Origin of the sequence: Archangium sp., from assembly GCF_045802675.1 — a bacterium.
Lineage (GTDB): Bacteria > Myxococcota > Myxococcia > Myxococcales > Myxococcaceae > Archangium.
The window spans coordinates 190,785-217,245 of record NZ_JBJMQO010000022.1; the positions used below are offsets into that span (position 1 = coordinate 190,785).

Genomic DNA, 26,461 nt, shown 5'->3' on the forward strand with positions numbered 1-26,461 from the left:
TGAGGTCCGAGCGCCAGTCAAATGATCGAGTTCCGAATCGAGGAAGACAGCGCGGGCATGCGGTTGGACAAGTTCCTCCGCAAGAAGCTCGCGAACGTGCCCACCTCGCACCTCTTCAAGATGATTCGCGTGAAGAAGGTGCGGGTGAACGGCAAGCGCGCCCAACCCGAGCAGCCCCTGGCTGCCGGGGACACCATTTCCATCCGGGGGACGGAGGACCAGCTCCTCGCCCCCGCCCCCGAGGAGCGTAAACCCCCACCCCCCCCGCCCGTGGACCCCAGCGAGCTGGTCATCCTCCTGGAGGACGACTGGATGATGGCCGTGGACAAGCCCAGTGGGATGGCCGTCCACACCGGCAGCGGGATTACGGGGGGCACCCTGGTGGACTACGTCCGCGCCCACCTGGGCCCCAAGGCGGTGAGAAACGACTTCGCCGCCAGCCCCGCTCACCGGCTCGACAGGGAGACGAGCGGCGTCATCCTCGTGGCCAAGCGTCGGCCGACGATGGTCCACTTCACGGAACTCTTCACCAACGGACATCCCCGCAAGAGGTATCTGACACTGGTCAAAGGGAAGATGCCGAGGGACTCGGGGGTCATTAACCTCCCGCTCGCCGAGCACCAGCAGACGGCCGAGTCCAAGGCTCGCCGTGGGGTGAACATGCAGGAGGCCGTGACGCGATGGAAGGTCATCAAGCAGTCGGGCGAGGCAGCCCTCCTCTCCTGCGTCATCGAGACCGGACGCACTCATCAGATAAGAAGGCATCTGGCCGCCCTCGGACATCCGGTGGCGGGAGACAAGAAGTACGGTGACTTCGCTTTCAATCGGGACGTGCGGGCGCGCTGGGGCCTCAAGCGGCTGTTCCTGCACGCCGAGTTCATTGAATTTCCCCACCCGGCTCACGGGGGCACGGTGGCGGTAGAGGCGAAGCTGCCCCCGGAGTTGAAGGACGTGTTGAAGCGCGCCGCGCTGGAACCCTCATGAGTCCGAATTCCAACGAGAAGACCGATCGCTCCCAGTCGAAGCTGGTGCTCGACGGCGTCCCTCCCAAGCGCCCCTGGTGGGTGCTGCTGCTGAAGCTTGGCGCGTGGGTCAGCCTCACGGGTGCTACCGCCGCGGCGTTGGTGGCCGTGGGCATCTACTACCACTTCTCCCAGGGGCTGCCGGACATCCCCAAGGTGGACCAGTACTGGCCGCCCATCGTCACCGAGGTGTACACGGACGACGCGGTGCTGGCCGGCGAGTTCTACCACCACCGCCGCAAGGTGGTGCCCTACGAGCGGATTCCCAAGCGCCTCGTCCAGGCCTTCATCGCCAGCGAGGACTCGAGCTTCTTCGACCACCACGGCGTGGACGTGCTGGGCACCGCGCGCGCGGCCTTCAAGACCATCAGCAAGAAGCTGGGCCTGGGCGGCAGCACGCAGGGTGGCTCCACCCTCACGCAGCAGACGGCGAAGGCCGTGCTCATCGCCGCCGAGGGCTACGAGAGCGCCACCGCGAAGAACCTCACGCGCAAAATCCGCGAGGCGATTCTGGCCCGCCGGCTGGAGGAGGCGCTGACGAAGGAGGAGATCCTCTACCTCTACCTCAACAACGTCTTCCTCGGGCACCACAGCTACGGCGTGCAGAGCGCGGCGGAGAACTACTACCGCAAGGACGTGAGGGATTTGACGCTGGGGGAGATGGCGCTCATCGCCGGCCTGCCCCAGGCGCCCAGCCGCTTCTCGCCCTTCCTGCGCCCGGACGCGGCGAAGAAGCGCCGCTCGTACGTGCTGCGCCGCATGCGCGACGAGGGCATGATTTCCGAGGCCGAGCGCAAGCAGGCCGACGCGGAAGAAGTGCACGTGTACCCGGTGGAGGACGTGTTCCACGAGTTCGCGCCCTTCTTCTCCGAGCAGGTGCGCCGCGACGTGGTGGAGCGCTACACCAACAAGGTGCTGCTCAACGACGGCCTGAAGATCTTCGCCACCATGGACAGCGAGCGCCAGCGCGCCGCGCAGGACTCGGTGCTCGAGGGCCTGCTGGCCATCGACAAGCGCCAGGGCTTCCGCGGGCCGGTGCTGCAGCTGGCCACGGAGCCGGAGCGCAAGGCCTTCGTGGAGAAGTCCCGCAAGGTCATGGGCGATGAGCAGCTCGCCGAGGGCAAGCTGTACGTGGGCCTGGTGACGAAGGTGGAGGCCGAGGGCGCCGAGGTGCAGGTGGGTCCGCACAAGGGCCTCTTGCCGCTGCTCGGCATGCGCTGGGCGCGCAAGGTCAACCCCGAGGGCTACTACCCGGGGCTGATGCTCACCTCCGCCAGGAAGGTGCTCAACGTGGGCGACGTGCTCGTGCTGCGCCACGTGGCGAAGAAGGACCTCACGGACGACAACGTCCAGTTCGACCGGAAGATGGACAAGGAGGTTCCCGAGAACGTGCCGCTCTTCCGGCTCGAGCAGGACCCGGAGCTCCAGAGCGCCCTGGTGTCCATTGATCCGCACCGCCAGTACCTCACGGCGATGGTGGGCGGTTACGACTTCGACGCCAACGAGTTCAACCGCGCCTTCCAGGCCTGCCGTCAGCCGGGCAGCTCCTTCAAGCCGCTGGTGTACTCGGCGGCGCTGGAGCAGCTGGGGTGGACGGGCGCCACCATCATCGTGGACTCGCCCATCGTGGAGCATGACCCCGAGAGCGGCGTGAGCTGGAAGCCGGACAACTACAGCGAGGAGTTCAAGGGTGACGTGCTGCTGCGCACGGCGCTGGTGAACTCGATGAACATCCCCGCGGTGAAGACGTTCGCGGCGGTGGGGGTGAAGAACATGTTCGAGTGGTCCAAGCGCCTGGGCCTCAACACGCCCATGAACATGGACTTCTCCGCGGCCCTGGGCTCCTCGTGCGTGTACCCGTACGACCTGGCCAACGTGTACTCCACCTTCAACCGCCTGGGCCGCAAGAAGCCCACGTACTTCGTGCGCAAGATTGAAGACCGCTTCGGCCGCACGCTGGAGGACCACACGGCGTACGACGACGCGTGGGCGCCGCTGCAGGACCGGGTGGCCGCGGGCTACGCGCGCCTCTTCGAGCCGGGCGAGCAGGTGATGAGCCCCGAGACGGGCTTCATCCTCACCTCGCTCTTGCGCGGCGTGGTGCAGGAGGGCACGGGCGCCCCGGCGCAGAAGCTGGGCAAGCCGGCGGCGGGCAAGACGGGCACCACGAACGACTCGTTCGACACGTGGTTCGCCGGCTTCACCCGTGACCTGGTGACGGTGACGTGGGTGGGCTACGACAAGAACGAGCACCCGCTGGGCCGCTACGAGACGGGTGGCCGTGCGTCGCTGCCCATCTGGCTCAACTACATGAAGCCGGCGCTGGCGGCGCGTCCCCAGTCCGAGTTCTGGCCGCCCCAGTGGCTGGCGGACAACGTGGTGCTGCGGCGCGTGGACAAGAAGACGGGGAAGATCGCCTCGTCGGGCACGAAGGACGCCGTCAACGTCTGGTTCAAGAAGGGCACGCAGCCGGATGAGGTGGCCCCGGAGAAGGGCTCCGTGGGCGCGCAGGAGTTCCTCATGGGGGCGCCGTAGCGGAGCACCCCCGGACGCCACCGTGTGTCAGCGCAGCTTGCGCGCGGTGGCGTCGAAGAGGGCGTTGGGCAGCAGCTTCACCAGGCCCATGACGCGCGCCAGTTGCCAGGGGAAGAGGTACTGGGCTTCCCCGCGCTGGATGGCCCGGCCCATCAGCTCCACCGCCTCCTCCGTCTCCAGGAGGAAGGGCATGTTGAACTTGTTCTGCGCCGTCATCTCGCTCTTCACGAAGCCGGGGTAGAGGCAGGTGACGTGCACGCCCGTGCCCCGCAGGTCCACGCGCAGGCTCTCCATGAAGGTGGAGAGGAAGGCCTTGGACGCGGAGTAGGCCGCCTGGCGCGGCAGCCCCCGGAAGGCGGCGAGGCTCGCCACGCCCACCAGGTGCCCGCGCTGGCGCTCCACCATCTTCGGTAGCACCGCGCTCAGCGTGGCGGCGGCCCCGGTGACGTTGACGTCGAGGGTCTGCTTCACCGTCTCCCAATTGAGCCGCCTGGCCGACGACTCCTTGCCGAAGCCGGCGTTGGCGATGACGAGATCCAACCCCTCGCAGGCGGCATCCAGCTCGCGGATGCGGGCGACGGTGGCGTCGGCGTCGGCGACGTCGAGCTCCACGGGCTCGATGTGGGCACCGGCCGCGCGGGCCTCGTTGGCGAGCGCCTCCAGGTTCTCCCGGCGCCGGGCCGCGGCGTACACCTTGACGCCCCTGCGGGCGAACCAGAGCGCCATGCCTCGTCCGAGGCCGCTCGAGGCTCCCGTCACCAGCGCCGTCCGATAGCTCATCTCCGCCATGTGTGCGTCCTCCAGGTGTCCGCGCCCTTCCTGCCACGGAAGCGCCGGAGAGGGGAGGGAAAGCGACGCGGTGCGGCAAGTGGCCCGGGAGTCGCGCCGCGGACAGCGCCATTCTCCTGGAGGGCAGGGTGTCCGGAGGCGGATGCGAACCGAGCTTACGGTCCCGGCCGGGTGACGCGTTCCGAGCGTTCCCCTGTCCGGGAGTCCCAGGCGGTGTTCCCGGGGAACGGGTGTTTTCCGCCGGGGCTTGGACTGGAGGAAGGGGAGGGGGACATGGTGGGGAGTCCGGGGAAGGGGCGGGTGGGGCTCGTGCTCGCGCTCGCGGTGGTGGGGGGCTCGGCGTTCGCGCGGGACGTGGACACGCGTGCATCGGCTTCGCTGGGAGTGGGCACGGACGCGTTCGGCGTGACGATGCTCTACCCGACGAAGGCGGGCGGCGAGACATGGACGCTGGCGGCGGATCCACGGGTGGACCCACGTTTCGAGCCGCAGACGACGCTCACGCGCAACGCGGATGGCTCGTGGAAGGTGCGGCAGAAGCAGGTGCGGATGCAGGTCTACACGTCGACGGGCTACAGCGCCGCGGCCATCGGCACTTACACGCAGGATGCGCTCGCGAGCAGTGGCTACATGCAGGCGCCCAACGACTGGAGGAACGTGGAGCTGACGGGGTACGTGCGGGTGAACTCGGGAGGAAAGCGGGACGAGAACCTCTCGTGGCAGGCCCGGGGCGGCGAGCACACGGACTCGCGGCCCTGCGAGGGCACCGCCTACCACGGCGCGCTCCACTACGACGGCCGGGTGCGCTGGCAGAAGGAGTCCTGGCACGTGAGCTACGTGGGCTCGCCGTATGCGCAGGCGACGTCGGCGCTGCGCGGCCGGTGGGTGGGCTTCAAGGCCATCATGCACAACGTCACCACCCCCGAGGGCGCGACGGCCGTGCATCTGGAGCTGTGGCTCGACACGCAGGCGGACGGCGTGTCGTGGGAGCGGGTCTACGAGCTGACCGATACCGGCGACTGGGGCGGGGATGCCTCCTCTTGCGGAGGCTCGGTGGACGCCATGCCCATCACCTGGGGAGGTCCCATCGCCATCTTCCGCTGGGACGGAGCCACCGACGTCGACTTCAAGTGGTTGAGCGTGCGGGAGATCGAATAGCGCCGGGAGCACCCAGGCCCGCCGCGCTCCGGCCGCACTTTTCACGGACTGGTACGACCATCGGACCAGTTGCGGGAAAACGCGCCGGGCAGGAGGCCCCTTGCCGCCGTGGGGCGCCTACCGCTGCAGCATGGTCTGCGCCGACTTGATGGCCTGGTCCTGGGCGGCGGACGAGTGGATGTTCGACGGCTGCGGCACGGTGATGCCCTTCTGTGCCGCGGGCCGCTGCTCGATGGCCGCCAGCCACCGTTGCAGGTTCGGCAGCCCGTCGATGGACACGCCCGCCCACCCGTGGATGCGCACCCACGCCCAGTTCGCGATATCCGCGATGCTGTACTCACCCGCGAGGTACTCGCTCTCGCCCAGCCGTGTGTCGAGCACCGTGTACAGCCGCCGCGTCTCGTTCTGGTAGCGGTCGATGGCGGGCTGGAGCTTCTCCGGGAAGTAGCGGAAGAAGACGTTGGCCTGCCCCTGCATGGGGCCCACGCCGGCCATCTGGAACATCAGCCACTGCGTCACCCGCGAGCGGCCCTTCCTGTCCGTGGGCAGCAGCTTCCCCGCCTTCTCCGCGAGGTAGAGCATGATGGCGCCCGACTCGAACACCGCGAAGTCTCCCTCCTCGCGGTCCACGATGGCCGGGATGCGCCCGTTGGGATTGATTTTCAGGAACCCGGGCTGCTTCTGCTCGCCCTTGCTGATGTCGATGGGATGCACCGTGTAGGGCATCCCCAGCTCCTCCAGCGTGACGGACACCTTGTAGCCGTTGGGCGTGTTCCACGTGTACAGGTCGATCATCGGCGGGTTCCTTTCGCGCTCAGGCCCCGAACAACCCCTGGAGGACCTCGCGGTAGTAGTTGGTACTGCCCACGTGCGAGGAATGCCACTTGGCCGACTGGCTCAGCCGGTTGAGCACCGCCTCGAGCTCGGCCTGGCTCACGTCCCGCAGCGACATGTACAGCCGCGCCGCGCCGCGCAGGTACGCGAAGAGCGGGTGCTTGTCCTCGCCATCCGGCCGGCGGCGCAGCTGGCGGTAGAGCCGCTCGAGCTCGTCGTCCGTCTCGGGCTTGCCGGTGGCCGCGCAGTAGTTGGCCGCCGTCGACTCCAGCAGCAGGAAGAAGGGCTGGTATTGCGGCGGGGGCGTGCGCGACAGGTCCGGCGGCACCGCCGAGCCCGTGAACAGCTGCGCGATGGGCTTGAGCTTCACCAGCACCAGCCCCTCGTTGCCCATCACCGCCACGTCGTCGCGCGGGTTCACCACCTTCTTGTTCTCGTCGCGCTGGATGGCCACCCGCAGCAGCTCGGGCTGCTCCACCTTCAGGCCCGCGCCCTTCAGTTTCTCCACGGCTTCAGAATCCACGTCTCACCCCACCACCTGTGAAAGTCGTCCGGGTCTCTCTACTCGGCTTCGCCTCACCGGCCCAGCACGCGCCAGTAGGGCTCGAGCGCCTCGCGGCTGCGCTGGAGCGCCGCCGCCGCCTCCCGTGAGACCCCCTCCGGGAAGCTGTCCTTCATGTCCTCGGCCATCACCTCCACGCAGGCGTGCACCGACTGGGAGAGCGCCTCCAGCGCGTAGCCTCCCTCGAGCATCATCACCAGCCGTCCCCCGCACACGCTCTCCGCCAGGGCCTTGAGCGCCGTGCTCATGGCCGCGAAGCCGCGCTCGGTGAGCGCCATGTCGGCGAGCGGATCCGCGCGGTGCGCGTCGAAGCCCGCGGACACCAGTACCAGGTCCGGCGCGTAGGCCTCGGCCACCGGGAGGAAGAGGTCCTGGAAGAAGGCCCCATAGTCCGCGTCCGTCCCGCCCCCGGGCATGCCGCAGTTGAGGGTGTAGCCGGCGCCCGGGCCCTCGCCCACCTCGAAGGACGCGCCCGTGTCCGGGTAATAGGGATACTGGTGCACCGACATGTACAGCACGTCGCGCCGCTGCCAGAAGGCCGCCTGCGTGCCGTTGCCGTGGTGCACGTCCCAGTCGAAAATGAGCACCCGCTCGGCGCCCTGGCGGCGCGCGGCCTCCGCGGCGATGGCCACGTTGTTGAAGAGGCAGAAGCCCATGGCCCGGTCCGGCTCGGCGTGGTGCCCCGGCGGCCTCACCAGCGCGAAGGCATTGCGTGCCCGCCCCGCCAGCACCTCCTCCACCGCCTGCACCGATGCCCCCGCCGCCAGCACCGCCGCGTCGTAGCTGTCCGGGGAGGTGAGGGTGTCCGGGTCGATGACCTCGGTGCGCCCGCGCAGCCCCCGCAGGTACTCGCGCAGCCGCGGCGTGTGCACCGCGGCGAGCTCTTCCTCGGTGGCCGGCCGGGGGGCCCGCCGCTCGGTCCCCGAGATGGGCTCGTGCTCCAGCAGCTTCAGGATGCGCGTCAACCGCTCCGGGCTCTCGGGGTGCTCGGGACCCGGGTCGTGCCGGAGGAAGAGCGGGTCGGTCAGCAGCAGCGTCGAGGTCATGGCGCGGGCTCCCACCCAACCAGTATGGCGTCAACGGAGCCAGGACGCCCGCCCTCTCTCTCTCCAGGCGGGGGACTGATGCGGTCCTCCCCGGGGCGGACCGCCGGTTTCTTGCCCTTCAAGGGTCAAACTTCCTACAGTCGGGCGGCTTTGCTCCGACGCCTGAAAAAACCCGGTCTCCGGGTGACCCTGATCCTCACGTTCACCGCGGCCCTGGCGTTCCTCCTGGGGGCCCTCCACATCTCCATCTCCTGGATGGTCTCGAGCTACCTGGAGTCGCGGCTCGTGGACCATGGGCGCGCGAAGACGCAGGAGCTCGCGAGTCTCCTCACCCGGCCGGACGCGGACACCGCGGCCATGCGCGCCATCGGTGGGCTGTCCCAGTCGGACAAGGACTTCACGTACGCCGCCATCTTCGCCAACAAGGGCAACGTGCTGCTGGAGGGCGGTGAGCAGCCCGAGCGCCTCTCCGAGTGGCTCGGCGTGCTCTTCCGGCCGGGCGCCCCGTCCAGCCTCGAGCTGCCCAACGGAGACCGGCTCCTGTCCGAGCCGGCCCCGGGGCCGCAGTGCGGCGCCGACGGGTGCCGGGTGGTGGTGGTGGTGAACTTCGCCCCGCTGCGCGACATCCTCGGCAAGCTCACCCTGCTGCTGGCCACGGCGCTCGTCGTCGGTCTGGCGCTCGTGGTGTTCGTCATCTACGTCGTCACCCACCGGCTCATCCTCCGGCCGTTGGACCGGATGATGGTGGTGGCGCGCCGGATGGCCGAGGGTGACCTCACCAGCCGCGTCTCGGTGGATGCCGGCGGGGAGCTGTCCCAGCTGGCCGAGGCGCTCGACGGCATCGGCCAGTCGCTGCGCAAGACGCTCGGCCAGGTGCGCGGCGTGTCCGAGGTGGTGTCCGGCGTCATCGAGCAGCTCTCGCGCGCGGGCACCACGGTGTCCTCGGGCGCCGCCACCACGCAGGGGCGCGTGGAGGAGACGTCCTCCTCCATGGAGCAGATGCTCGCTTCTCTGCGCGGCATCGCGGAGAACGTCGAGGTGCTCTACCAGAGTGCCGAGGAGAGCAGCTCCTCCATCATGGAGATGGCCGCCACCAACGACGAGGTGGCCGAGAACGTCCAGGCCATGGCCGCCAGCGTGGAGGAGACGACGAGCGCCATCGAGGAGATGACGTTCTCCATCAAGGAAGTGGCCAAGAACATCGACGAGCTGCGCGACTCCACCGAGGAGACGAGCAGCTCCATCAGCCAGATGGACAGCTCCATCGGGCAGGTGGAGGCCAACGCCAACGAGACGGCGCGCCTGTCCGAGCAGGTGTCCGAGGACGCCAAGACGGGCGTGGAGGCCCTGCGCAAGACGATGCAGGGCATGGACCGCATCAAGGAGTCCACCCGCGGCGCCTCCGGTGTCATCGACAGCCTGGGCCGGCGCATCTCCGAAATCGGCAACATCCTCAACGTCATCGACGACGTGGCCGAGCAGACGAACCTGCTGGCGCTCAACGCCGCCATCATCGCCGCGCAGTCGGGCGAGCACGGCAAGGGCTTCGCGGTGGTGGCGGACGAAATCAAGGACCTGGCCGACCGCACCGGCAAGTCCACCAAGGAGATCGCCGACCTCATCAGCAGCGTGCAGGAGGAGAGCCGCAACGCGGTGCAGGTGATGAACCAGGGCGTGCGCAACGTGGACGAGGGCGTGCAGCTGGGCCGCGAGGCCGAGGGCACCCTGCGCAAAATCAATGACAGCGCACAGAAGTCCACGCAGATGGTGAAGGCCATTGCCCGGGCCACGGTGGAGCAGGCGCGCAGCAGCAGGCAGGTGACTCAGGCCATCGGCCGCATCGCCGAGACGGTGCAGATGATCTCCAAGGCCTCCAACGAGCAGGCCAAGGGCGGCGAGCAGATCATGAACAGCGCCGAGCGGATGAAGGCCATCACCGCGCACGTGCAGCGCAGCAGCCAGGAGCAGGCGCACGGCAGCAAGCAGATCACCCGCTCCATCGAGAACATCAACGAGATGGTCACCCACCTCAACCGCGCCCAGAAGGAGCAGACCAAGGGCAGCGAGCAGGTGCTCAAGGCGGTGGAGGCCATCAAGGGCGTGGCGGACCACCAGACGCGCTCGGTGAAGGCGTTGGAAGAGGCCATCGACAGCCTGCAGCGCCAGTCCGAAGTGCTCCGCGCCGAGATCCGGCGTTTCAAGGTGTAGCCCGCAGGTTGCCTCAGTGGAGGGACGCCCATGTCCTCCCCGCGTGTCGTATCCGAGCGCGCCGTCGTCTTCCTGATCGGCGCGGTCCAGTTCATCAACGTCCTCGACTTCATCATGGTGACGCCGCTGGGCCCGCACTTCGCGGCGGGCCTGGGCATCGCCCCCAGTCACATGGGTGTCATCGCCTCCGGGTACACGCTGCCCGCGTGCGTGGCGGGGGTGGCGGGCAGCTACTTCCTGGACCGGTTCGACCGGCGCAAGGCCCTGGCGGTGGCCATGCTGGGACTGGTGGCGGGCACCGCGGCGGGCGGGTTCGCCACGGGCCTCACCTCGCTGTTGATGGCGCGCGCGGTGGCGGGCCTGTTCGGCGGTCCGGCCACCTCGCTGTCCATGTCCATCATCGCGGACCTCATCCCGGTGGAGCGGCGCGGGCGGGCCATGGGCGCGGTGATGGGCGCCTTCTCGGTGGCGTCGGTGCTGGGCATCCCCCTGGCGCTGATGCTGGCCCAGTGGGGCAACTGGCGCATGCCGTTCCTGGCCGTGTCCGTCCTGGGCGTCCTGGTGGTGGCCGGCGCCATCTTCTACCTGCCCCCCATCCGCGGCCACCTGGAGCGCCAGCGCGGCCCCGTCGTGAGCGCGCGGGACCTCTTCATCCGCGGAGACGTGCTGCTCTCCTACACGATGACGTTCCTGACCAACATGGCGGGCTTCGTCATCATCGTGAACCTCCCCGTCTACGTGCAGCACAACCTCGGCTACCCGCCCCAGACGCTCAACCACATCTACCTCGTGGGCGGCGTGGTGAGCTTCGTGACGCTGCGCATGGCGGGCAGGGCGGTGGACCGGCTGGGCTCGTTTCGGGTGGGCTCGGTGGGCGTGGCGTTCTTCATCGCCACGCTCTACGTGACCTTCATCCAGCTGCCGGCAGGTGTGCCCCTGGTGGCCATCTTCGCGTTCTTCTTCATGTCCAACGGCGTGCGCAACGTGGCCTACAGCACGCTCACCTCCCGGGTGCCGGAGCCGGCCATCCGCGCGCGCTTCCAGTCCTTCCAGTCCGCCGTGCAACACCTGGGGGCCTCGGCCGGCTCGCTGCTGTCCTCGGCGCTGCTGACGAGCCTGCCGGGCGGGTTGCTCGGCGGCATTCCCCACGTGGTGGGCGTGTCCGTGCTGGCCTCGCTCACACTGCCGGTGATGTTCTTCCTCGTCGAGCGCCGCCTCCAGGCACGCGACCAGGCGCTCGTGGTGCCCATGGCCGCGGTGCCCGCCGTCGCCGTGAGTCCCGGGGGCGGCGCGCCCCGTTCCTGAGCGCACCGGGGCGGGCGTGGGGCCATTTGCCCCGCCAGGGTGGGCAGGCGAACGAGGGGCGGACCAATCGGGTTGCACCCCGCCGCATGGGGCGCGATAACCCCCAGGCGTTCTTCTGGAGCAATCCGCTCATGTTCAACATCGGCGCAGGCGAACTGGTCTTCATCCTGATAGCGGCGCTGCTCGTGCTCGGGCCCAAGCGGCTGCCCGAGTTCGCGCGGACCATCGGGAAGTTCGTGCGGGATTTCCGCCGGCAGACGGACGAGGTCCGCACGGTGGTGGAGCGGGAGTTCTACAAGATGGACCAGGACATCCTGGACGAGCCGCGTCCCAAGGTGCCCGGCCCGATTCCCGCCGCGCTCCCGTCCCCGGTGCCCGCGGCCCCGCCCGTGACGCCGGCCGCCCCCGCCGAGGCCCAGGCCGTGCCCGCCGCCGTGCCGGGGGCCGAGGTGGCCGCGCCTTCTGCTTCCGAGCCGTCCCCAGCCCTGGCCGCGGAGGCCGAGGCGCTCCCCCGCCTGGAGCCCATTCCGGGCACGGTGGCTCGCAACGCTCCCACCCCCAAGAGTGGCGCCTAGCCCTCGAGATTCCCCACAGTGGAAAACGATTTCCGGATGAGTCTGGCGGAGCACCTGACGGAGCTCCGCTCCCGCCTGATCAAGTGCGTGGCCGCGGTGTTCGTGCTGGGCGCCGTGTCGCTGGTGTTCGCCCGGCCCATCTTCGGCCTCCTGATGAAGCCGGTGCTGGACGCGCTGCCCGCCGACGGACGCGCGCTCGTCTACACCTCGGGCATCGAGGAGATCAACGTCCTGATGAAGGTGGGCGTCTACTGCGGCATCTTCCTGACGACGCCCGTCATCCTCTGGCAGATCTGGGGCTTCGTGTCGCCGGGGCTCTACCCGGAGGAGCGCCGCTACGCCTCGCCCTTCGTGGTGATGGGCTCGCTGGCGTTCATCCTCGGCGCGCTCTTCTGCTACCTCGCGGTGCTGCCTTCCATGTTCAAGTTCCTCCTCAACGAGGAGGAGAGCCTGGCCATCTCGCAGCGGCTGGACGTGGGGCGGCTGCGGGCCGACGAGGCGCTGCGCTTCCTGAGCATCGGAGAGGCGGAGCGCGCGGGGAAGCTGGCGCAGGAGGCGAGCGCGGGGCTGAAGGCCGAGGGCGAGGGGCAGATGCCGGAGGCCACGCGTCCGCCGTCCGAGAGCCTGGAGCTGGAGGCCCGGCTGGCTGGGCTGGGGCGCCTGGTGGACGCGGCGGGGGAGGGTTTCGGTACGCCGGCGCGCACCGTGCTGCGGCAGTCGTTGGAGAAGCGGCTGGAGGCGCTGGAGGCGTACGCGAAGGAAGACTTCGTGGGCTCGGCCAAGGCCATGGACGAGTCGGCGAGCCTGCTGGCCGGCGTGGCCCCCACGCATGCCGAGGAGCTGGCGGGGTTGTGGCGGCTGCAGAAGGAGCTGGCGCTGGGCAAGGCGCGCTACGCGGCCCATGCGTGGACGAAGCCCATGCTGACGATGGACGAGCAGCTCTCGCTCGTGCTGCTGCTCATCCTGTCGTTCGGCATCATCTTCGAGCTGCCGCTGGTGATGGCGCTGCTGGGCATCGTCGGCGTGGTGAAGGCGAGCTGGCTGATGAAGTACCAGCGGCACGCGTTCGTGGTGTGCCTGATTCTCGCGGCCGTCATCACGCCCACGGGTGACGTGGTGAACCTGTCGCTCATGGCCGGCCCCATGCTGCTCTGCTACGAGATGGGCGTGCTCGCGGTGTGGATGATCGAGCGCCGGCGGGCGAAGCAGGAAGCCCAGCAGACGGGCATCACCCCGACGACGGGCGCCTGAGCGGACCCTCCTCCCCTCGGGCAGGAGGCCTTCCGCCCCCACTCCCGGTGCGCACCCGGTGCGGTGCGCATCCGGTACACTCCTCCGCCGTCTTGTCCGTCTCCTCTGCCCAGACTCCGTGGGCCCGCAGTGGCGTGAGTGGCCGCGCGTGGGTGCTCGCGATGGTGCTGCTGCTCGGGGTCGGGCCCGGTTGCCAGAAGCCCGCCAACGAGGCGCCCCTGGCCTACGCGGGCTCCGGCAGCATCAGCGACACCGTCCTGCCGCCGCTCAGCGAGGGCTTCGTGCGTCGAGGCGGGCCGCCCGTCGAGGTGAAGCACTACGTCGGCTCTTCGGAGGGCTTCAAGCTCCTCATGGCGGGGCGTGCCGAGCTGGGCGGCCTGGCGCGCTCGCTCAAGAGCGCGGAGAAGGCCCAGCACCCCTATTACGTCATCATCGGGTATGCCGCGATCGCGGTGTACGTCCACCCGGACAATCCCGTCCCGGCCCTCAGCCGGGCCCAGCTCAAGGCGCTCTTCACCGGCCAGGTGAAGAACTGGAAGGACGTGGGAGGAGCGGATGCGCCCGTGGAGCCCGTGACGGTGAACCTGTCCACCAGCTCGGGCACGACGGACTTCTTCCGGGACGCGGTGATGGAGGGCGCCCCCTTCGCGCCCACGCATGCCTTCACACACCCGCGCGAGTGCCTGGCCTACGTGGCCTCGCATCCCAATGCGGTGTCGTGGGCGACGCTGGCGTTCACCGCCGACGGCGTGCGCATGGTTCCGCTGGATGGCGTGGCGCCCGGTCCCGAGGCGGTCCGCACCGCGGACTACCCGCTGTCCCGGCCGCTGGTGCTGGCGACCCGGGGCGTGCCCGAGGGGCCGCTGAAAGACTTCTTCGACTACGTGATGTCGCCCGAGGGCCAGGCGCTCGTCGCGCGCTCCTTCATCCCCGTTCGCGAGGCCCACTGAGCGTTCCATGTCCTTCCTGCGCCGCCTGAGGGTCCGCGACAAGCTCTCGCTCCTCATCGCCGTCAGCCTCGTCCTGTTCGTGGCGAGCCATGCGGTGCAGGTGTACACGCTGGACCACTTCCAGGTCGGCGGCTCCGTGCACCGGCTGCTCAAGCAGCAGGCGGAGACGTATGACACCGTCCAGGGGCTGCTGGGGGAGCTGCATGCCGCTCGCGCGGTGCTGCACCTGATGCTCGCACCCACCAGCGAGGACGGGGCGCGGCAGTTGCGCGCGCATTGGGAGGAGATCGCCGCGGGCGTGGACGCGCGCTTCGCTCGGGCGCTGGCGGTGACGGATGCTCCGGACGCCCGGCTGTACGTGGAGGACGCGCGCGCGGCCTGGAGTGGCTATGCCCGGGCGGTGCGTGAGCGCGTCTTCGCGGCCCCCGCGGCCGAGCGGCCCCGGGCCCTCGCGGACTTCCTGGAGGGCGCGCATACGCGCCGCTATGAGCGGCTGGCCGAGCTGCTCGAAGCGGCGGCCAACGGCCTGCGCCTGCGCTCCAGCGAGCTGGAGTCCGAGGTGGCGCGCACGCTGTGGCGCACCCGGTGGGGCCTGGTGGCGGGGGGAGTGGGGGTCGGGTTCTTCCTGCTCGTGTTGCTCGTCGCGGTGGGACGCTCCATCACCCGGCCCCTGCGGGCCTTGATGGTGGCGGCCCGGCGGGTGGAGCAGGGGGACCTGTCCCTCCAGCTCGCCACTCCCGGCGAGGACGAAATCAGCCAGCTGTCACGGATCCTGGGGCAGATGGTGTCGCAGCTGCGCGAGCTGATGCTGGCGGCACGCCAGGCGGGCCAGGAGATGGCCGAGGCGGTGGAGCGGCTGGCCACGGCGGCGGACGAGCAGGGGCGCACCATCGAGCGGCAGGCGACGGCGGTGATGCAGACGAACGGGGTGGCCCAGGAGCTCAGCCAGACGTCGGAGCTGGCGGCGACGCAGGCGGCGGGTGTGCTGCGCGCGGCCGAGCGTGCCGACGAGGTGGGGCGCTCGGGCATGGAGGTGCTGGCCGAGAGCCTCCGGGGCATCCAGGACATCCACGGCCGGTTCGATGCCATTGCCCAGCACGTGGTGACGCTGGCCGAGTACAACGTGAAGGTGTCGACCATCACGGACACGGTGCGCGACCTGGCCGAGCAGAGTCACGTGCTCGCGCTCACGGCGGGCATCGAGGCGGCGCGGGCGGGGGAGGAGGGGAGGGGCTTCCAGGTGGTGGCGTTGGAGATCCGCTCGCTGGCGGACCGCTCGGTGAAGGCGACGTTCGCGGTGCGCGAGCAGATGCGCAGCGTCGGAGGCGCCATGCGCGACACGGTGAGCATCACCGCGCAGGGTCGCGCCCGCATGCAGTCGGAGCTCGAGCAGGTGCGCACGGGCGGCGAGCGCCTGGCGGAGCTGACCCGGCTGCTGCAGGAGTCGAGCATCACGTTGAGGAGCATCGCCTCGGCGGTGAAGCAGCAGCACCAGGGCGTGGGGCAGATCTTCTCCGCGGTGAACGAGCTGTCGCGCACGACGGACAAGGCGGTGGCCTCGGTGGACGCCATGCGCGAGTCCGCCGAGCAGCTGCGCAGTACGACAGCACGGCTCACCCAGGCCCTCTCCGGCTTCCGGCTGTAGGTCCGGCGTTCTTCACAGCCAACGCCGAGGAGGATTCATCCTCCCATCCGTGGGCGTCGTTCGCGGCCCACTGGCTGGGAGTGCAGTAGCCGAATCGGAAGAGATACCGGGTCATGGACGCACTCCCAACGTGAGGAGAGCACTGGGAGCGATCGCCGTCCATCCACGTGGAGGGGCCGTCCGCGGCTGTGGATGCGTCGGAGGGGCGAGGGAGGGGCGTGACAGAGGGGAGCGCCGTTGGCAGGCGCCTTGCTCCGGGCTGGGCGAACCCCAACCAGGAGCTGACGTATGACGACCCCCGTGTCCGGCACTCGTGCCGGTGGAGCAACCTCTTCGCTGGACGAGCTCGCCAGTGCCCAGGGCGCTGCCCCGACTTCCCGAGCCACGCAGACGACCCGGACGGCCACCACGCAGGAGAGCAACACCGTCACCCGGGCTCCCGCCTCTCCCCCGGGCGCCGACGCGCCGCGCGGGTTCCCCACCGAGACGATGGACTACTACCGCAAGCGGCACCTCGACTTCGTCGCGCGCAATCCCGGCATGCCGCCGCCGCCGTACTACCTCCAGTACGGAGACAAATACATCCAACGCTTCAAGGCGCTGGGCCCCGAGCAACTGTCTCCCGAGGGGCTCGCGTGGCGCGACCGGGCCCTCAAGGGGTTGCAGGACGCGATGGAGACGCTGCGCGGAAAGAAGGGTGGTGCTGATTTGGCCACCCTCGAGCGTAAGCCGGGCGAGTTCCAGGAGTTCGCCTACGGCACGCATGTCGATGCCTACCTGGAGGCGGGCCTCCTCGCCCTTCCCGTGCAGGACCTGAAGACCATCCTCCTCACGCCAGATCTCCAGGACCTCCTGACTCCGGAGGGACTGAAGCAGATCCTCGAAGCAGGCTCGAGGGTTCGTCCCAAGGACATGGGCGCCATCGCCGCCGCCACCGGTTCGGAAGTCATGCGTCGCGACGTCCAGCCCACGGTCGAGCAGATCGAGCGCGAGATGAAGGCGCGCATGGCACAGGGCTGGCTGCAGAGCGGCTACTGATAGCGGAGAACTCCATGCGCAAGTTCCTCCTCATTCTCCTCTTCAGCCCCTGTCTCCTGTGCCTCGGTGGTGGGACGTACCTCTGGGCCTACAATGCCCTGAGAGATCATTTCGGCATCGGGATGGGCAACAGCGCGTGGAAACCGCTGGGACCGCGGCTCGAGCCCGGTGGCATTCCGGGTGAGCTCTTCGTCGGGGAGCATTCGGCGTTCTTCACGAAGAGCCATTTCTCCGAAGATGGCACCACGCTCTGGCGCGTCAGCTCCACAGGGGCGCGTCGCTGGTCCTCCCCCAAAGGGTGGCTCTATTCCCTGGTGGATGCCGATAGCGTGTGGTTCGGCATCCTGTCTCAGCCAGACCCGGAGCGGAGAGGCGCGCGGATTTCCAAGCTCGTCCGCTCGCGCGACGAAGGACGAACCTGGGAGGAGCGCGGTGTAGGCCCCGATCTGTCGAAGTTGTTCGCGGTGTCGGAGCAGGAGATCTGGGGCCTCGGGAGCGAGCTCCATGTCAGCACGGATGGTGGCCAGACGTTCACACGTGTCCCTCTCCCTGGAGAGCGGGATCGCATCAGTGAGCAGCTTGCTCGTGGCCCGGACGGGACAGTCTGGCTGCTCGGGCCCGCTGGGCTCTTCCGCATCTCGGAGCAGGGCAAGCACTGGACGCACGAGTCCATGGAGGGCGTCGAGTTGAAGGCCGGCGGTGGTGGCATTCTCGTCGGGCGCGTAGGTGAGGCCCTGGCCGTTCGTCGCGATGAGCCAGGAGCGGAGTGGATTTTCCTCACCCACAGGCGCCACCTGGTGGATGCCTTCTCCGTTTCGGGCGACACCGTTCGTGTCGTCACCAGCTCCGTCGACCCGTTCAAGTATGGGAAGGACCTCTGGTACCACCACAGCGAGGACGGTGGCCGCACGTGGAAGCACGTGGATACCGATCTGTTCAAGTTCGCCATCTCCGGGCGGGAGTGGGGCTTCGGCATGGACTTCGTGGGTCAGCTCTACGGCCACGTGCCGGAGGGTCGGTAGCCGGGAGCGGGCAGGCTGGCGGGCACGGGCGTTGACGAGGCACGGGACCTGACCTCGCGCCTCGCGGCCCGTGTGTGGCCGAGGTGTCCTGACCATGGTACGCAGGAAGGCGATGGAGAATCCCCGCCACCGTCTGGCGATGAACCTGCGCTACCTCGGTGCGCTGCTGCGTCGCTTCCGCACGACGGTGCTCATGGCGGTGCTGCTCTTCGGCTGCATGCCGCTGCTCTACCACTGGCGCCATGTCATGCCGGACGGGCACCCGGTGAGCCTGGGCAAGGCGCTGCGCCACGTCTACTTCCTGCTCTATGGGCAGCCGTCGCTCGACGTGGATGACAGCTTTCTGATGTTCCTGGACATGGTCATCCCGCCGGTGGGCATCGCGGTGCTCGTCGACGGCGTCGTGCGCTTCGCGTACCTCTTCTTCGCGAGGCACCGGCAGGACAAGGAGTGGTTCGAGGTGATCGCCGAGACGATGAAGGGCCACGTGGTGGTGTGCGGTGCGGGCCGCGTGGGCTACCGCGTGGTGACGCAGCTGCGCGCGCTGGGCAAGGACGTGGTGGTGGTGGAGAAGCGCGAGGAGGCCGCCTTCGTGTCGGTGCTGCGCGACGAGCAGGTGCCGCTGCTCATCGACGACATCCGCAGCCCCCAGTGTCTGCCTCGCACCAACGTGAAGAAGGCCGCCGCCATCGTCTGCTCCACCGATGATGACCTGGCCAACCTCAACATCGCGCTGGATGCCCGGAAGATGAACCCGGACATCCGCGTGGTCATCCGCCTCTTCGACGACGACCTCGTCGCCAAGGTGCGCGACACCTTCAAGGCCGAGGCCTTGAGCAGCTCGTCGCTCGCCGCCCCCGCCATGGCGCTCGCCGCGTTGGACCCGCGCATCGTCCACTCGTTCCGCATCGGCGTGCACCTCATGGTGGTGTCCGTCTTCGAGGCCCGCGAGGGGCTGCCGGGAATGACGGTCTCGGAGGTGCGGGACCGTTTCGGAGGCCTCACGCTGTCCATGCGCAAGGCCGGGAGCCGCGAGGAGTGGCTGCACCCCGCCGGCAATACGCGCATCGAGGTCGGTGACGCGCTCACCCTCCAGGCCGAGTACAAGGACTACCGCAACCTCCGCGCCTATACGATGGAGGCCGAGGCCCCCGTCTTCTCCCCGCGCCTCGATGTCGCGTCCTGAGGGGCGCGGCTTCGCGTCTCATTGCCGCTCAGTCCCTCCGGGCAGCGGCGCCGCTGGCGGACGCGCGAGTCACCTCCAGCGCCGGCGCGCGCGTCGGGCAACCTGATGGGGCAACCGGGCACGGAAGACCCGATGGGTTCTCTTCATGCGGAGCGGGGAAGGGCCGCGCGCCGTGAATGACCTCGGACGGAATATGCCGTCGGACGTGTAGCGGCCAGGCGAGCACGAGGGCGCTCCAACCGTGCAGGTCGGGTCTTTATTCCGCGTCAGCAATGGACGCGCGTTGAACCCGGATGTCAGAATATCCGGGTGAGTCCCCCTGCCTCGCCTGTCCCTCCCCCCGGGACAACCCCCGCGTCGGGACGTTTCCTCGCGGTCAACAAGCCCCTCTGGTTGGTACCTCCCCGGGTCGTCCTTCAGCGCCGTGCCCCTCGCACGCTGCTCATGCATGCCCTGAGGGCCGCCGCGCGCGTGGTGTTGCTGCTCGTCGCGGACATGTCGGCGTTCCTCCTGGCCCGCCAGGCGCTCAACCTCGTGCAGAGCAGCCAATCGTTCGAGCCGCTGGATGTGGCCACCCGCTGGGCCGTGCCTCCGCTGGGCTCGGCCGGTGGCTGGCAGATGGGGGGCGCCCTGGTGGTGGGCCTGATCATCGCGGGCGCCTACCACTCGGGAGACGACTGGCGCTCGCTGCGGCGCATCTTCAGCGGCGTGTTGCTCGCCGTGGGCTTCGTGCTCTGGCGCGATCTGTGGCTGCGCGGCATCGCCCCCGTGCTGGTGCACTACTTCACGGCGGTGGTGGGCCTGGGCATCTGCGTCATGGTGACGCGCTACGGGCTCGACCGGCTCGTCGCCCGGCTCATCCGCATCCCCGCCTTCCACTCGCCCACGGACCGGGTGTTGCTCATCGGAGACCCGGACGACCCGGCCAACCACAAGGTGAAGGGGCGCCTGGCGCACTTCGGCTTGCTGGAGGTGGTGGGGTGGCTGTCTCCTCGCGTGCCCGAGCTTCCGGCGCAGGCCGCGGGCACCGAGGTGCTCGGCTCGGTGGACGACCTGTGGAACGTGCTGCAGCACAACGCCGTGGACACCGTGGTGCTGTGCGGCTTCGTGGACGACGTGCAGATGAAGCTGCTGATGGAGGCCGTGGTGTCCGCTGGCGCCCGGCTGCTGGCCGTATCGCGCTATGACCGGCTCGGCTGGGTGCGGCCCTCGCCCATCTCCTACCGCTCCATGTCCTTCATGGAGCTGACGGTGCCCTCGCTGCGCGCGCAGCAGCTGTGGATCAAACGCATGGTGGACATGCTGGGCGCGGGGTTGGGGCTGCTGGCGATCTCCCCGCTGCTCACGCTCATCGCCATCGCCATCAAGCTCGACTCGCGCGGGCCCGTCTTCTTCGCGCAGGAGCGCGTGGGGCAGGGCGGCCGCACCTTCCGCATGATGAAGTTCCGCACCATGCGGGTGGGCGCCGACGCGGAGAAGGCCAGGCTGGCCCACCTCAACACCAGCGGCGATGCGCGCCTGTTCAAGATTCCGAATGATCCACGCGTCACCCGGGTGGGCACCGTGCTGCGCAAGTGGAGCCTGGACGAGCTGCCCCAGCTCTTCAACGTGCTGCGCGGGGAGATGTCGCTGGTGGGGCCCAGGCCCTTCTTCGAGTCGGACCTGGCCAACTACCGCGAGCACCACTTCGGCCGGCTGGGCGCCCTGCCGGGCATCACCGGCCTGTGGCAGGTCAGTGGCCGCAGCTCCATCACCGACTTCGAGGAGGTGGTCCGGCTCGACTGCGAGTACATCCACCGCTGGTCGCTCTGGCTGGACCTGGAAATCCTCCTCAAGACGCTGCCGGCCGTGCTGCGGCGCACCGGGGCCTACTGAGCGGCGGCGACGTCCAGGGCCACCTCGATCATCTCGTCGAAGGTGGTCTGCCGCTCCTCGGTGCTGAGCCGCTCGTGGGTGCGCAGGTGGTCCGACACGGTGAGCAGGGCGAGCGCGCGGGCGCCGAGCTCGGCCGCCACGCCGTAGAGGCCCGCCACCTCCATCTCCACCGCGAGCATGCCCATGCGCTCGTGCGTCTCGTACGTCTCGCCGGCCGGGGCGTAGAAGAGGTCCGAGGTGAAGACGGGGCCCACGCGCATGGGCTTGCCGCGCTTCTCGGCGGCCTCGGCGGCCTGGCGCACGAGGGTGAAGTCCGCCACGGCGGGGAAGTCCTGGCCCTTGAAGCGCATGCGGTTGACGTTGGAGTCGGTGCCGGCGGCGAGCGCGATGATGACCTCGCGCAGCTTCACCTCCTGGCGCAGGGCGCCGCAGCTGCCCACGCGGATGAGGACGCGGGCACCGTAGTGCTGGATGAGCTCGGTGGCGTAGATGGAGATGGAGGGAACCCCCATTCCATGGCCCATGACGGACACCTTGCGGCCGCGGCTGGTACCCGTGAAGCCGTACATGTTGCGCACGGACGTCACTTCGCGCGCGTCCTGGAGGAAGCGCTGGGCGATGTAGCGGGCACGCAGCGGGTCGCCGGGCATGAGCACCACGTCGGCGAAGTCTCCCGGCGCGGCGGAGATGTGGGGAGTAGGCATGGGCGCGGAGCATAGCCGCTCCGGCCCGCCGTGAGGGTCAGACCTTCTGCGCGCGCCCGCTGTCCAGCTCCAGCGCCAGCCCGGCCAGGGCGTGCCGCTCCTCGCGGCGCAGCCACCCCCAGAGCGCCCCCAGGCCTCCGGAGGCCTCCGCCACCTGCCGGCCCAGCTCCAGGAGGCACCACTTGAAGCGCTCGGCCTCCTTCCGTCCCAGCTTGCGCGCCAGCAGCCGGTACACCTCGGGAAGCAGCCCGGCCTCGAGCATCGGCTCGCAGACGAGCTCCGCCATCAGCGTGCTCCGCTTGCGCAGCAACTGGCCGCACACCACGCGGAACACCTCGCTCCGGGCGCGCTGGCCCTGCTCGAGCGCTCGCACCAGCGCCCGCTTCTCCCCGGGGTACACCCGGCCATCCGCGGAGGCCACCCACAGGAAGCTCATCAGGGGGGCCTGGCACACGCGCTGCCACTCCTCGTGCGACAGGTCGAAGAGACTCGCCACCCCCGCCCGCGGATCCGTCCTCTCCTCGTCCTCGGCGACGAGCTCCGGGGGGAACAGCTCGCGCGCGTTTCCCACCACGTCCCGGGTGAGCACCTCCGCCCGGGAGCGCTCCTCCCGCGGCGCCTCGGGAAGCGGCTGCTCCCACAACTCACTGTCGGATTGAACGGCGTGGTGCATGAGCCTGCCCCCTTGTGCGTTTGGCTGGGACGGACGCGGTGTTTCGGCTACCCCGGGCTCGTTTGCTCCAGCCCGGCTGTAGCCCTACAGGATAGAAACACACCCACACTCCCTGTGTAAAGTTATCGTCCTCAAAACCTGACAATTCGGGGTCCGTCTTTCTTTGAAAGTCATTGCAGGCTGACAAATCCCGCCATCCCAGAACAAACAAAGGGCCCGGAACCTCGCGGTTCCGAGCCCTGGGTTCACCCCCGGAGCGTCCCGGGTCCGGGGCCTACTGGCCCATGGACGGGTAGGGGACGCGGGTGGGCGGGGCGAAGTTCTCCTTGATGGTGCGCGGAGAGGTCCAGCGCACCAGGTTCAGCATGGAGCCCGCCTTGTCGTTGGTGCCCGAGGCGCGTGAGCCACCGAAGGGCTGCTGGCCCACCACGGCGCCCGTGGGCTTGTCGTTGATGTAGAAGTTGCCCGCCGCGTGCCGCAGCGAGCTCATCATCGTGCTGATGGCCTTGCGATCCCTCGCGAACACCGCGCCCGTCAGCGCGTACGTGGCGCTCGTGTCGCACTCGCGCAGCGTCTCCTCGAACTTCGCGTCCGGGTAGACGTGCAGGCCCACCACCGGCGCGAAAATCTCCTCCGTCATGATGCGGTGGCGCGGGTTGGTGAGCTGCACCAGCGTGGGCTTGATGAACCAGCCCTCGCTGCGGTCCGCCTCTCCGCCAGCGAGGATGGTGGCCTCCGAGCCGCTGTTCTTCGCCAGCTCCAGGTACGAGCTGGTGCGCTTGAAGGAGCGCTCGTCGATGACGGCGCCCATGAAGTTGCGGAAGTCGGTGACGTCGCCCATGCGCAGCTCGGAAATCATCTCCTGCAGGCGCGGCTTGAGCTTGGGCCACAGGGACTCGGGGACGTAGATGCGCGAGGCGGCCGAGCACTTCTGGCCCTGGTACTCGTAGCCGCCGCGGACGATGGCCGTGGCGAGCGCCTCCAGGTCATCCGCCGCCGAGGGGTGCGCGAAGATGAAGTCCTTGCCGCCCGTCTCGCCCACCAGCCGGGGGTACTGCTTGTAGCGGGAGATGTTCTCGCCCACCGTGCGCCACATGCCCTGGAACGTGGGCGTGGAGCCGGTGAAGTGGATGCCGCCCAGGTGCGGGCTGGCCAGCACCGGGTTGCCCACCGTGGGGCCGTCGCCCGGCAGCAGGTTGATGACGCCGTCGGGCAGGCCCGCCTCGCGCAGCAGCTCCATCACGTACCAGTTGCTGAGCGCCGCCGTGTTCGAGGGCTTGAAGAGCACCACGTTGCCCATCAGCGCCGGCGTCACCGCCAGGTTCATCGCGATGGAGGTGAAGTTGAAGGGCGCCACCGCGAACACGAAGCCGTCCAGCGGACGGTAGTCCATCATGTTCCACGTCTGCGCCGGGCTCACCGGCTGCTCGCTCAAGAGCTGCTGCGCGAAGTAGACGTTGTAGCGCAGGAAGTCGATCGCCTCGCACGCCGCGTCGATCTCCGCCTGGTGCGCCGTCTTCGACTGGCCCAGCATGGTGGAGGCGTTGAGGATGGGGCGGTAGCGCGTGGCCAGCAGCTCCGCGGCGCGCAGGAAGATGGCGGCGCGATCATGGAAGGCCATCCGCGCCCACTCGTCCTTCACGGACAGGGCCGCCTGGATGGCCTGCTCCACGTGGCTGGCGTCCGCCTCGTGCAGCGTGGCCAGCACGTGCGAGTGCCTGTGCGGCATGCGCACCGTGTCCGTCTTGCCCGAGCGCACCCGCTTGCCGCCGATGACGAGGGGAATCTCGAGCTGCTCGGAGGCCATGCGCTTGAGGGTGGCCTGGAGCTCGGCGCGCTCGGGGCTGCCGGGGGCGTGCGAGAGGATGGGCTCGTTCTGCGGCGGGGGGACGCGGACGTTGGCGTTGATCACGCGAAGAACCTCGGGAAAGAAGTCGGGAAGGGCGGCGGAGCATAGCCCCTCGCCTCGAAGGTGGAATCCTTGGGGTATGTAAAACCCACTCCTGCGAACATCACATCCATCACCCAGACTGGAGGTCCCACATGGCAGCAGAGCGCTCCCTTCCCCGCTTCCAGCCTCAACGGCCGCTCGGGCGCACGGGTTTCACCGCCACCGCGGTGGGGATTGGCGACCTGGCGGACCGCTCGGTGCCGCTGGAGACGTGCGTGGCCACGCTGCACCGCGCCATGGACGCCGGGCTCAACGTGCTCGACACCGCTCCCGGCTACGAGGACGGCTACAGCGAGCGGATTGTCGGCGAGGCGCTGCGCGGCCGGCGCGAGGGCATGTTCGTCATCGACAAGGTGGACCACCTGGACCAGCCGGTGGCCCCGCAGGTGGAGGAGAGCCTGCGCCGGTTGCGGCTGGAGGCGGTGGACCTTTTCGTCTTCCACAACCTCTCGAAGCTGGAGACGTGGGAGCGGCTGGCCGCGCCGGGGGGGGGCCTGGAGGAGCTGGAGCGGTGCGTGCGCGAGGGCAAGGCGCGCTTCCGAGGCATCTCCAGCCACCACCCGGACGTGCTGCGCGCGGCGCTCGAGTCCGGCCGCTGCGACGTGGTGATGTTCCCCGTGGGCCCCTTCGTCCACCCGCGCTACGTGGAGGAGACCTTGCCGCTGGCCAGGGCGAAGGGCGTGGGCACGGTGTGCTTCAAGACCTTCGGGGCGGGCAAGCTGCTCGGGGACACCGAGGGGTATGGGCGGCCGCTCGCGTCACGGCCGCGGGGCAAGGTGAGCTCGGGCGGGGCCGAGGCGAGTGCGCCCTCGTTGCCGTCCCTGGGGGTGGAGGAGTGCGTGCACTACACGCTCACGCTCGGGCCGGACGTGGCGCTGCTGGGGATGAGCTTTCCCAACGAGCAGGACGCCGCGCTCCAGGCGGCCGCTTCCTTCCAGCCCCTGACGACGGCGCGGATGGTGGACGTGCGCCGGCGCGCGGTGCGGGCCATGGAAGGCAAGGGCGCCGTGTGGTGGAACCCCTGAGGCCAGAGGGGGGCCCTGCGTCACGTCAGCCAAGCGCGCTATGCTCGTCCACAGCCCCGAGAACCATGAGTCCCTTGTTCGTCAGCCGTCTGCTGTTCGTCTGTTTCCTGCTCAATGAAGCCATCGTCCTGGGGCGCACGCCGCTGGAGGAGCGCAAGCGCATCATCCTGCCGCGTGCGATGCCGCTGCCGGTGCTCCTCCTCTTCATCCCCTTCTTCTTCGCGCTGGAGCTGCCCGGCGTGTGGGGCTGGTGGACGGTGATGGCCCAGGCCGTGGGCTTGGGGACGGCGCTCGCGGCGCAGCTCCAACTCGCGCTCGCCCAGTCGTTCTCGGTCTCGGCCACCCTGCCCGCGCAGCCCCAGACGACGGGCGTGTACCGGGCCCTGGAGAATCCCATCTACGTGGGGATTCTGCTGCAGATGGCGGCCTGGTCGTTCTGGATGCCGGTGACATTCCTCGCGTTCGCGCTGCAGCTCGAGTCCTGCCGGCGCATGGTGCGCGAGGAGCGCAAGTACCTGTCGCAGCTGGGCGTGGCGCACCGGGGCGCGGACAGCTTCTTGTGGAACTGAGCCGCTAGCTCTGGCCCTGGGCTGCGGCGAACGCCGGCCGGGGCTGGAGCATCTCCTGCAGCCGCGCGAGGAGGACGGTGGGCTGCACGGGCTTGAGGAGGTAGGCGTCGGCGGCCGCGGGAATGCCCGGGCGGGGGGCGTGGCCGCTGATGAAGAGGAAGGGCACCTTCTCGAGCGGGGGCTCGGCGCGCACGAGGCGGCACAGCTCGTACCCGTCCATGCCCTCCATGCTCACGTCGGACACGATGATGTCGGGCGGGCTCTTGCGCGCCTGATCGAGCGCGGAGGCCCCGTCCTCGGCGATGGCGCACTCGAAGTCCGGAGACAGCAGCAGCCGCAGCGTCTGGCGCATGGACCACGAGTCATCCACGATCAGGACTCTGGGTTTCACAGCCATCTCCACTTCCACGGGCGGGCGGACGGTTGCGGTTTTCACCGGGGGTATCCGCCGGCCCGTACACTCGCGGCGGACGTGTTCAGTTTCGCTCGCTTCACGAGGATAAGGAAGGGGGGTTGTCCGCCTTTTCCTCCCGCGGCC

The 26,461-nt window shown here is 69.2% G+C and carries 23 protein-coding genes; 15 read left to right on the forward strand and 8 right to left on the reverse strand.

The annotated features are described in order from the left end of the window. Nucleotides 1-21 precede the first annotated feature (21 nt). Complete coding sequence (locus tag ACJ8AN_RS06255; RefSeq protein WP_407754317.1) at nt 22-984, forward strand: RluA family pseudouridine synthase; 963 nt, start codon at nt 22-24, stop codon at nt 982-984. Further along, entirely contained in the window at nt 981-3,557 is a 2,577-nt protein-coding gene (locus tag ACJ8AN_RS06260) for a penicillin-binding protein 1A (RefSeq protein ID WP_407754318.1), read from the forward strand. The genes ACJ8AN_RS06255 and ACJ8AN_RS06260 overlap by 4 nt, the downstream gene beginning before the upstream one ends. 27 nt (nt 3,558-3,584) lie before the next feature. Here ACJ8AN_RS06260 and ACJ8AN_RS06265 read toward each other — a convergent pair whose 3' ends face one another. Continuing rightward, a complete protein-coding gene (locus tag ACJ8AN_RS06265) occupies nt 3,585-4,346 on the reverse strand; it encodes an SDR family NAD(P)-dependent oxidoreductase (RefSeq protein ID WP_407754319.1) in 762 nt (253 codons plus the stop codon). A gap of 273 nt (nt 4,347-4,619) precedes the next feature. Between ACJ8AN_RS06265 and ACJ8AN_RS06270 the strand changes: the two genes are divergently transcribed. Beyond that, nucleotides 4,620-5,504 (forward strand): carbohydrate-binding protein, encoded by an 885-nt coding sequence (locus tag ACJ8AN_RS06270; protein WP_407754320.1) that lies wholly within the window; start codon nt 4,620-4,622, stop codon nt 5,502-5,504. Nucleotides 5,505-5,621: 117 nt separating this feature from the next. Here the strand turns inward: ACJ8AN_RS06270 and ACJ8AN_RS06275 are convergent, their stop codons facing one another. The 3 genes from ACJ8AN_RS06275 to ACJ8AN_RS06285 form a co-directional block, all read right to left on the reverse strand. Further along, nucleotides 5,622-6,299, reverse strand: coding sequence for a glutathione S-transferase family protein (locus tag ACJ8AN_RS06275; protein ID WP_407754321.1), 678 nt, complete (start codon nt 6,297-6,299; stop codon nt 5,622-5,624). Between the two features lie 19 nt (nt 6,300-6,318). Next, complete coding sequence (locus ACJ8AN_RS06280; RefSeq protein ID WP_407754322.1) at nt 6,319-6,846, reverse strand: hypothetical protein; 528 nt, start codon at nt 6,844-6,846, stop codon at nt 6,319-6,321. Between the two features lie 68 nt (nt 6,847-6,914). Then, on the reverse strand, nt 6,915-7,946 hold the full coding sequence (locus ACJ8AN_RS06285; RefSeq protein WP_407754323.1) for a histone deacetylase: 1,032 nt from the start codon (nt 7,944-7,946) through the stop codon (nt 6,915-6,917). Nucleotides 7,947-8,096: 150 nt separating this feature from the next. Here ACJ8AN_RS06285 and ACJ8AN_RS06290 point away from each other — a divergent pair, with 150 nt between their 5' ends. The 10 genes from ACJ8AN_RS06290 to ACJ8AN_RS06335 all read left to right on the forward strand — a co-directional run bounded on the left by ACJ8AN_RS06290 (nt 8,097) and on the right by ACJ8AN_RS06335 (nt 21,001). Beyond that, the gene (locus tag ACJ8AN_RS06290) at nt 8,097-10,154 is read left to right on the forward strand and encodes a methyl-accepting chemotaxis protein (protein ID WP_407754324.1); all 2,058 of its coding nucleotides are present in this window, start codon (nt 8,097-8,099) and stop codon (nt 10,152-10,154) included. Nucleotides 10,155-10,184: 30 nt separating this feature from the next. Further along, nucleotides 10,185-11,459 carry an MFS transporter gene (locus ACJ8AN_RS06295; RefSeq protein ID WP_407754325.1) on the forward strand — a complete coding sequence of 425 codons (1,275 nt, stop codon included), beginning with the start codon at nt 10,185-10,187 and terminating at the stop codon, nt 11,457-11,459. A gap of 86 nt (nt 11,460-11,545) precedes the next feature. Further along, entirely contained in the window at nt 11,546-12,034 is a 489-nt protein-coding gene (locus ACJ8AN_RS06300) for a twin-arginine translocase TatA/TatE family subunit (RefSeq protein WP_407754326.1), read from the forward strand. 36 nt (nt 12,035-12,070) lie between these two features. Beyond that, nucleotides 12,071-13,285, forward strand: coding sequence for a twin-arginine translocase subunit TatC (locus ACJ8AN_RS06305; protein WP_407754356.1), 1,215 nt, complete (start codon nt 12,071-12,073; stop codon nt 13,283-13,285). Nucleotides 13,286-13,377: 92 nt separating this feature from the next. Beyond that, complete coding sequence (locus ACJ8AN_RS06310) at nt 13,378-14,235, forward strand: phosphate ABC transporter substrate-binding protein (RefSeq protein WP_407754327.1); 858 nt, start codon at nt 13,378-13,380, stop codon at nt 14,233-14,235. Between the two features lie 7 nt (nt 14,236-14,242). Beyond that, nucleotides 14,243-15,880, forward strand: coding sequence for a methyl-accepting chemotaxis protein (locus ACJ8AN_RS06315; protein ID WP_407754328.1), 1,638 nt, complete (start codon nt 14,243-14,245; stop codon nt 15,878-15,880). 288 nt (nt 15,881-16,168) lie between these two features. Next, the gene (locus ACJ8AN_RS06320; protein WP_407754329.1) at nt 16,169-16,918 is read left to right on the forward strand and encodes a hypothetical protein; all 750 of its coding nucleotides are present in this window, start codon (nt 16,169-16,171) and stop codon (nt 16,916-16,918) included. 122 nt (nt 16,919-17,040) lie between these two features. Further along, nucleotides 17,041-17,940: a WD40/YVTN/BNR-like repeat-containing protein gene (locus ACJ8AN_RS06325; RefSeq protein ID WP_407754330.1), complete on the forward strand. Its 900-nt coding sequence runs from the start codon at nt 17,041-17,043 to the stop codon at nt 17,938-17,940. Between the two features lie 112 nt (nt 17,941-18,052). Beyond that, a complete protein-coding gene (locus ACJ8AN_RS06330) occupies nt 18,053-19,126 on the forward strand; it encodes a potassium channel family protein (RefSeq protein WP_407754357.1) in 1,074 nt (357 codons plus the stop codon). A gap of 444 nt (nt 19,127-19,570) precedes the next feature. Continuing rightward, entirely contained in the window at nt 19,571-21,001 is a 1,431-nt protein-coding gene (locus tag ACJ8AN_RS06335) for a sugar transferase (protein ID WP_407754331.1), read from the forward strand. Here the strand turns inward: ACJ8AN_RS06335 and deoD are convergent. The 3 genes from deoD to pruA form a co-directional block, all read right to left on the reverse strand. Beyond that, nucleotides 20,995-21,705 (reverse strand): purine-nucleoside phosphorylase, encoded by a 711-nt coding sequence (gene deoD, locus ACJ8AN_RS06340; protein WP_407754332.1) that lies wholly within the window; start codon nt 21,703-21,705, stop codon nt 20,995-20,997. The two genes, ACJ8AN_RS06335 and deoD, sit on opposite strands and share 7 nt — an antisense overlap. 37 nt (nt 21,706-21,742) lie before the next feature. Further along, nucleotides 21,743-22,378 carry a hypothetical protein gene (locus ACJ8AN_RS06345; RefSeq protein ID WP_407754333.1) on the reverse strand — a complete coding sequence of 212 codons (636 nt, stop codon included), beginning with the start codon at nt 22,376-22,378 and terminating at the stop codon, nt 21,743-21,745. A 274-nt stretch (nt 22,379-22,652) separates the two neighbouring features. Beyond that, nucleotides 22,653-24,290 (reverse strand): L-glutamate gamma-semialdehyde dehydrogenase, encoded by a 1,638-nt coding sequence (pruA, locus tag ACJ8AN_RS06350; protein WP_407754334.1) that lies wholly within the window; start codon nt 24,288-24,290, stop codon nt 22,653-22,655. 131 nt (nt 24,291-24,421) lie between these two features. On the opposite strand from pruA, the gene ACJ8AN_RS06355 reads away from it, so the two are divergent. Continuing rightward, nucleotides 24,422-25,354 (forward strand): aldo/keto reductase, encoded by a 933-nt coding sequence (locus ACJ8AN_RS06355; RefSeq protein ID WP_407754335.1) that lies wholly within the window; start codon nt 24,422-24,424, stop codon nt 25,352-25,354. A gap of 65 nt (nt 25,355-25,419) precedes the next feature. Beyond that, the gene (locus ACJ8AN_RS06360; protein ID WP_407754336.1) at nt 25,420-25,923 is read left to right on the forward strand and encodes a hypothetical protein; all 504 of its coding nucleotides are present in this window, start codon (nt 25,420-25,422) and stop codon (nt 25,921-25,923) included. Between the two features lie 4 nt (nt 25,924-25,927). Here the strand turns inward: ACJ8AN_RS06360 and ACJ8AN_RS06365 are convergent, their stop codons facing one another. Next, a complete protein-coding gene (locus tag ACJ8AN_RS06365; protein WP_407754337.1) occupies nt 25,928-26,320 on the reverse strand; it encodes a PleD family two-component system response regulator in 393 nt (130 codons plus the stop codon). Nucleotides 26,321-26,461: the final 141 nt, after the last annotated feature.

Bases quoted from the DNA above. Each gene is read 5' to 3' on its own strand.
- ACJ8AN_RS06255 (WP_407754317.1), top strand. From the start codon at position 22: ATGATCGAGTTCCGAATCGAGGAAGACAGCGCGGGCATGCGGTTGGAC.
- ACJ8AN_RS06260 (WP_407754318.1), top strand. From the start codon at position 981: ATGAGTCCGAATTCCAACGAGAAGACCGATCGCTCCCAGTCGAAGCTG.
- ACJ8AN_RS06265 (WP_407754319.1), bottom strand. From the start codon at position 4,346: ATGGCGGAGATGAGCTATCGGACGGCGCTGGTGACGGGAGCCTCGAGC.
- ACJ8AN_RS06270 (WP_407754320.1), top strand. From the start codon at position 4,620: ATGGTGGGGAGTCCGGGGAAGGGGCGGGTGGGGCTCGTGCTCGCGCTC.
- ACJ8AN_RS06275 (WP_407754321.1), bottom strand. From the start codon at position 6,299: ATGATCGACCTGTACACGTGGAACACGCCCAACGGCTACAAGGTGTCC.
- ACJ8AN_RS06285 (WP_407754323.1), bottom strand. From the start codon at position 7,946: ATGACCTCGACGCTGCTGCTGACCGACCCGCTCTTCCTCCGGCACGAC.
- ACJ8AN_RS06295 (WP_407754325.1), top strand. From the start codon at position 10,185: ATGTCCTCCCCGCGTGTCGTATCCGAGCGCGCCGTCGTCTTCCTGATC.
- ACJ8AN_RS06300 (WP_407754326.1), top strand. From the start codon at position 11,546: ATGGGGCGCGATAACCCCCAGGCGTTCTTCTGGAGCAATCCGCTCATG.
- ACJ8AN_RS06305 (WP_407754356.1), top strand. From the start codon at position 12,071: ATGAGTCTGGCGGAGCACCTGACGGAGCTCCGCTCCCGCCTGATCAAG.
- ACJ8AN_RS06315 (WP_407754328.1), top strand. From the start codon at position 14,243: ATGTCCTTCCTGCGCCGCCTGAGGGTCCGCGACAAGCTCTCGCTCCTC.
- ACJ8AN_RS06320 (WP_407754329.1), top strand. From the start codon at position 16,169: ATGACGACCCCCGTGTCCGGCACTCGTGCCGGTGGAGCAACCTCTTCG.
- ACJ8AN_RS06325 (WP_407754330.1), top strand. From the start codon at position 17,041: ATGGGCAACAGCGCGTGGAAACCGCTGGGACCGCGGCTCGAGCCCGGT.
- ACJ8AN_RS06330 (WP_407754357.1), top strand. From the start codon at position 18,053: ATGGAGAATCCCCGCCACCGTCTGGCGATGAACCTGCGCTACCTCGGT.
- ACJ8AN_RS06335 (WP_407754331.1), top strand. From the start codon at position 19,571: ATGCATGCCCTGAGGGCCGCCGCGCGCGTGGTGTTGCTGCTCGTCGCG.
- deoD (WP_407754332.1), bottom strand. From the start codon at position 21,705: ATGCCTACTCCCCACATCTCCGCCGCGCCGGGAGACTTCGCCGACGTG.
- ACJ8AN_RS06345 (WP_407754333.1), bottom strand. From the start codon at position 22,378: ATGCACCACGCCGTTCAATCCGACAGTGAGTTGTGGGAGCAGCCGCTT.
- ACJ8AN_RS06355 (WP_407754335.1), top strand. From the start codon at position 24,422: ATGGCAGCAGAGCGCTCCCTTCCCCGCTTCCAGCCTCAACGGCCGCTC.
- ACJ8AN_RS06360 (WP_407754336.1), top strand. From the start codon at position 25,420: ATGAGTCCCTTGTTCGTCAGCCGTCTGCTGTTCGTCTGTTTCCTGCTC.
- ACJ8AN_RS06365 (WP_407754337.1), bottom strand. From the start codon at position 26,320: ATGGCTGTGAAACCCAGAGTCCTGATCGTGGATGACTCGTGGTCCATG.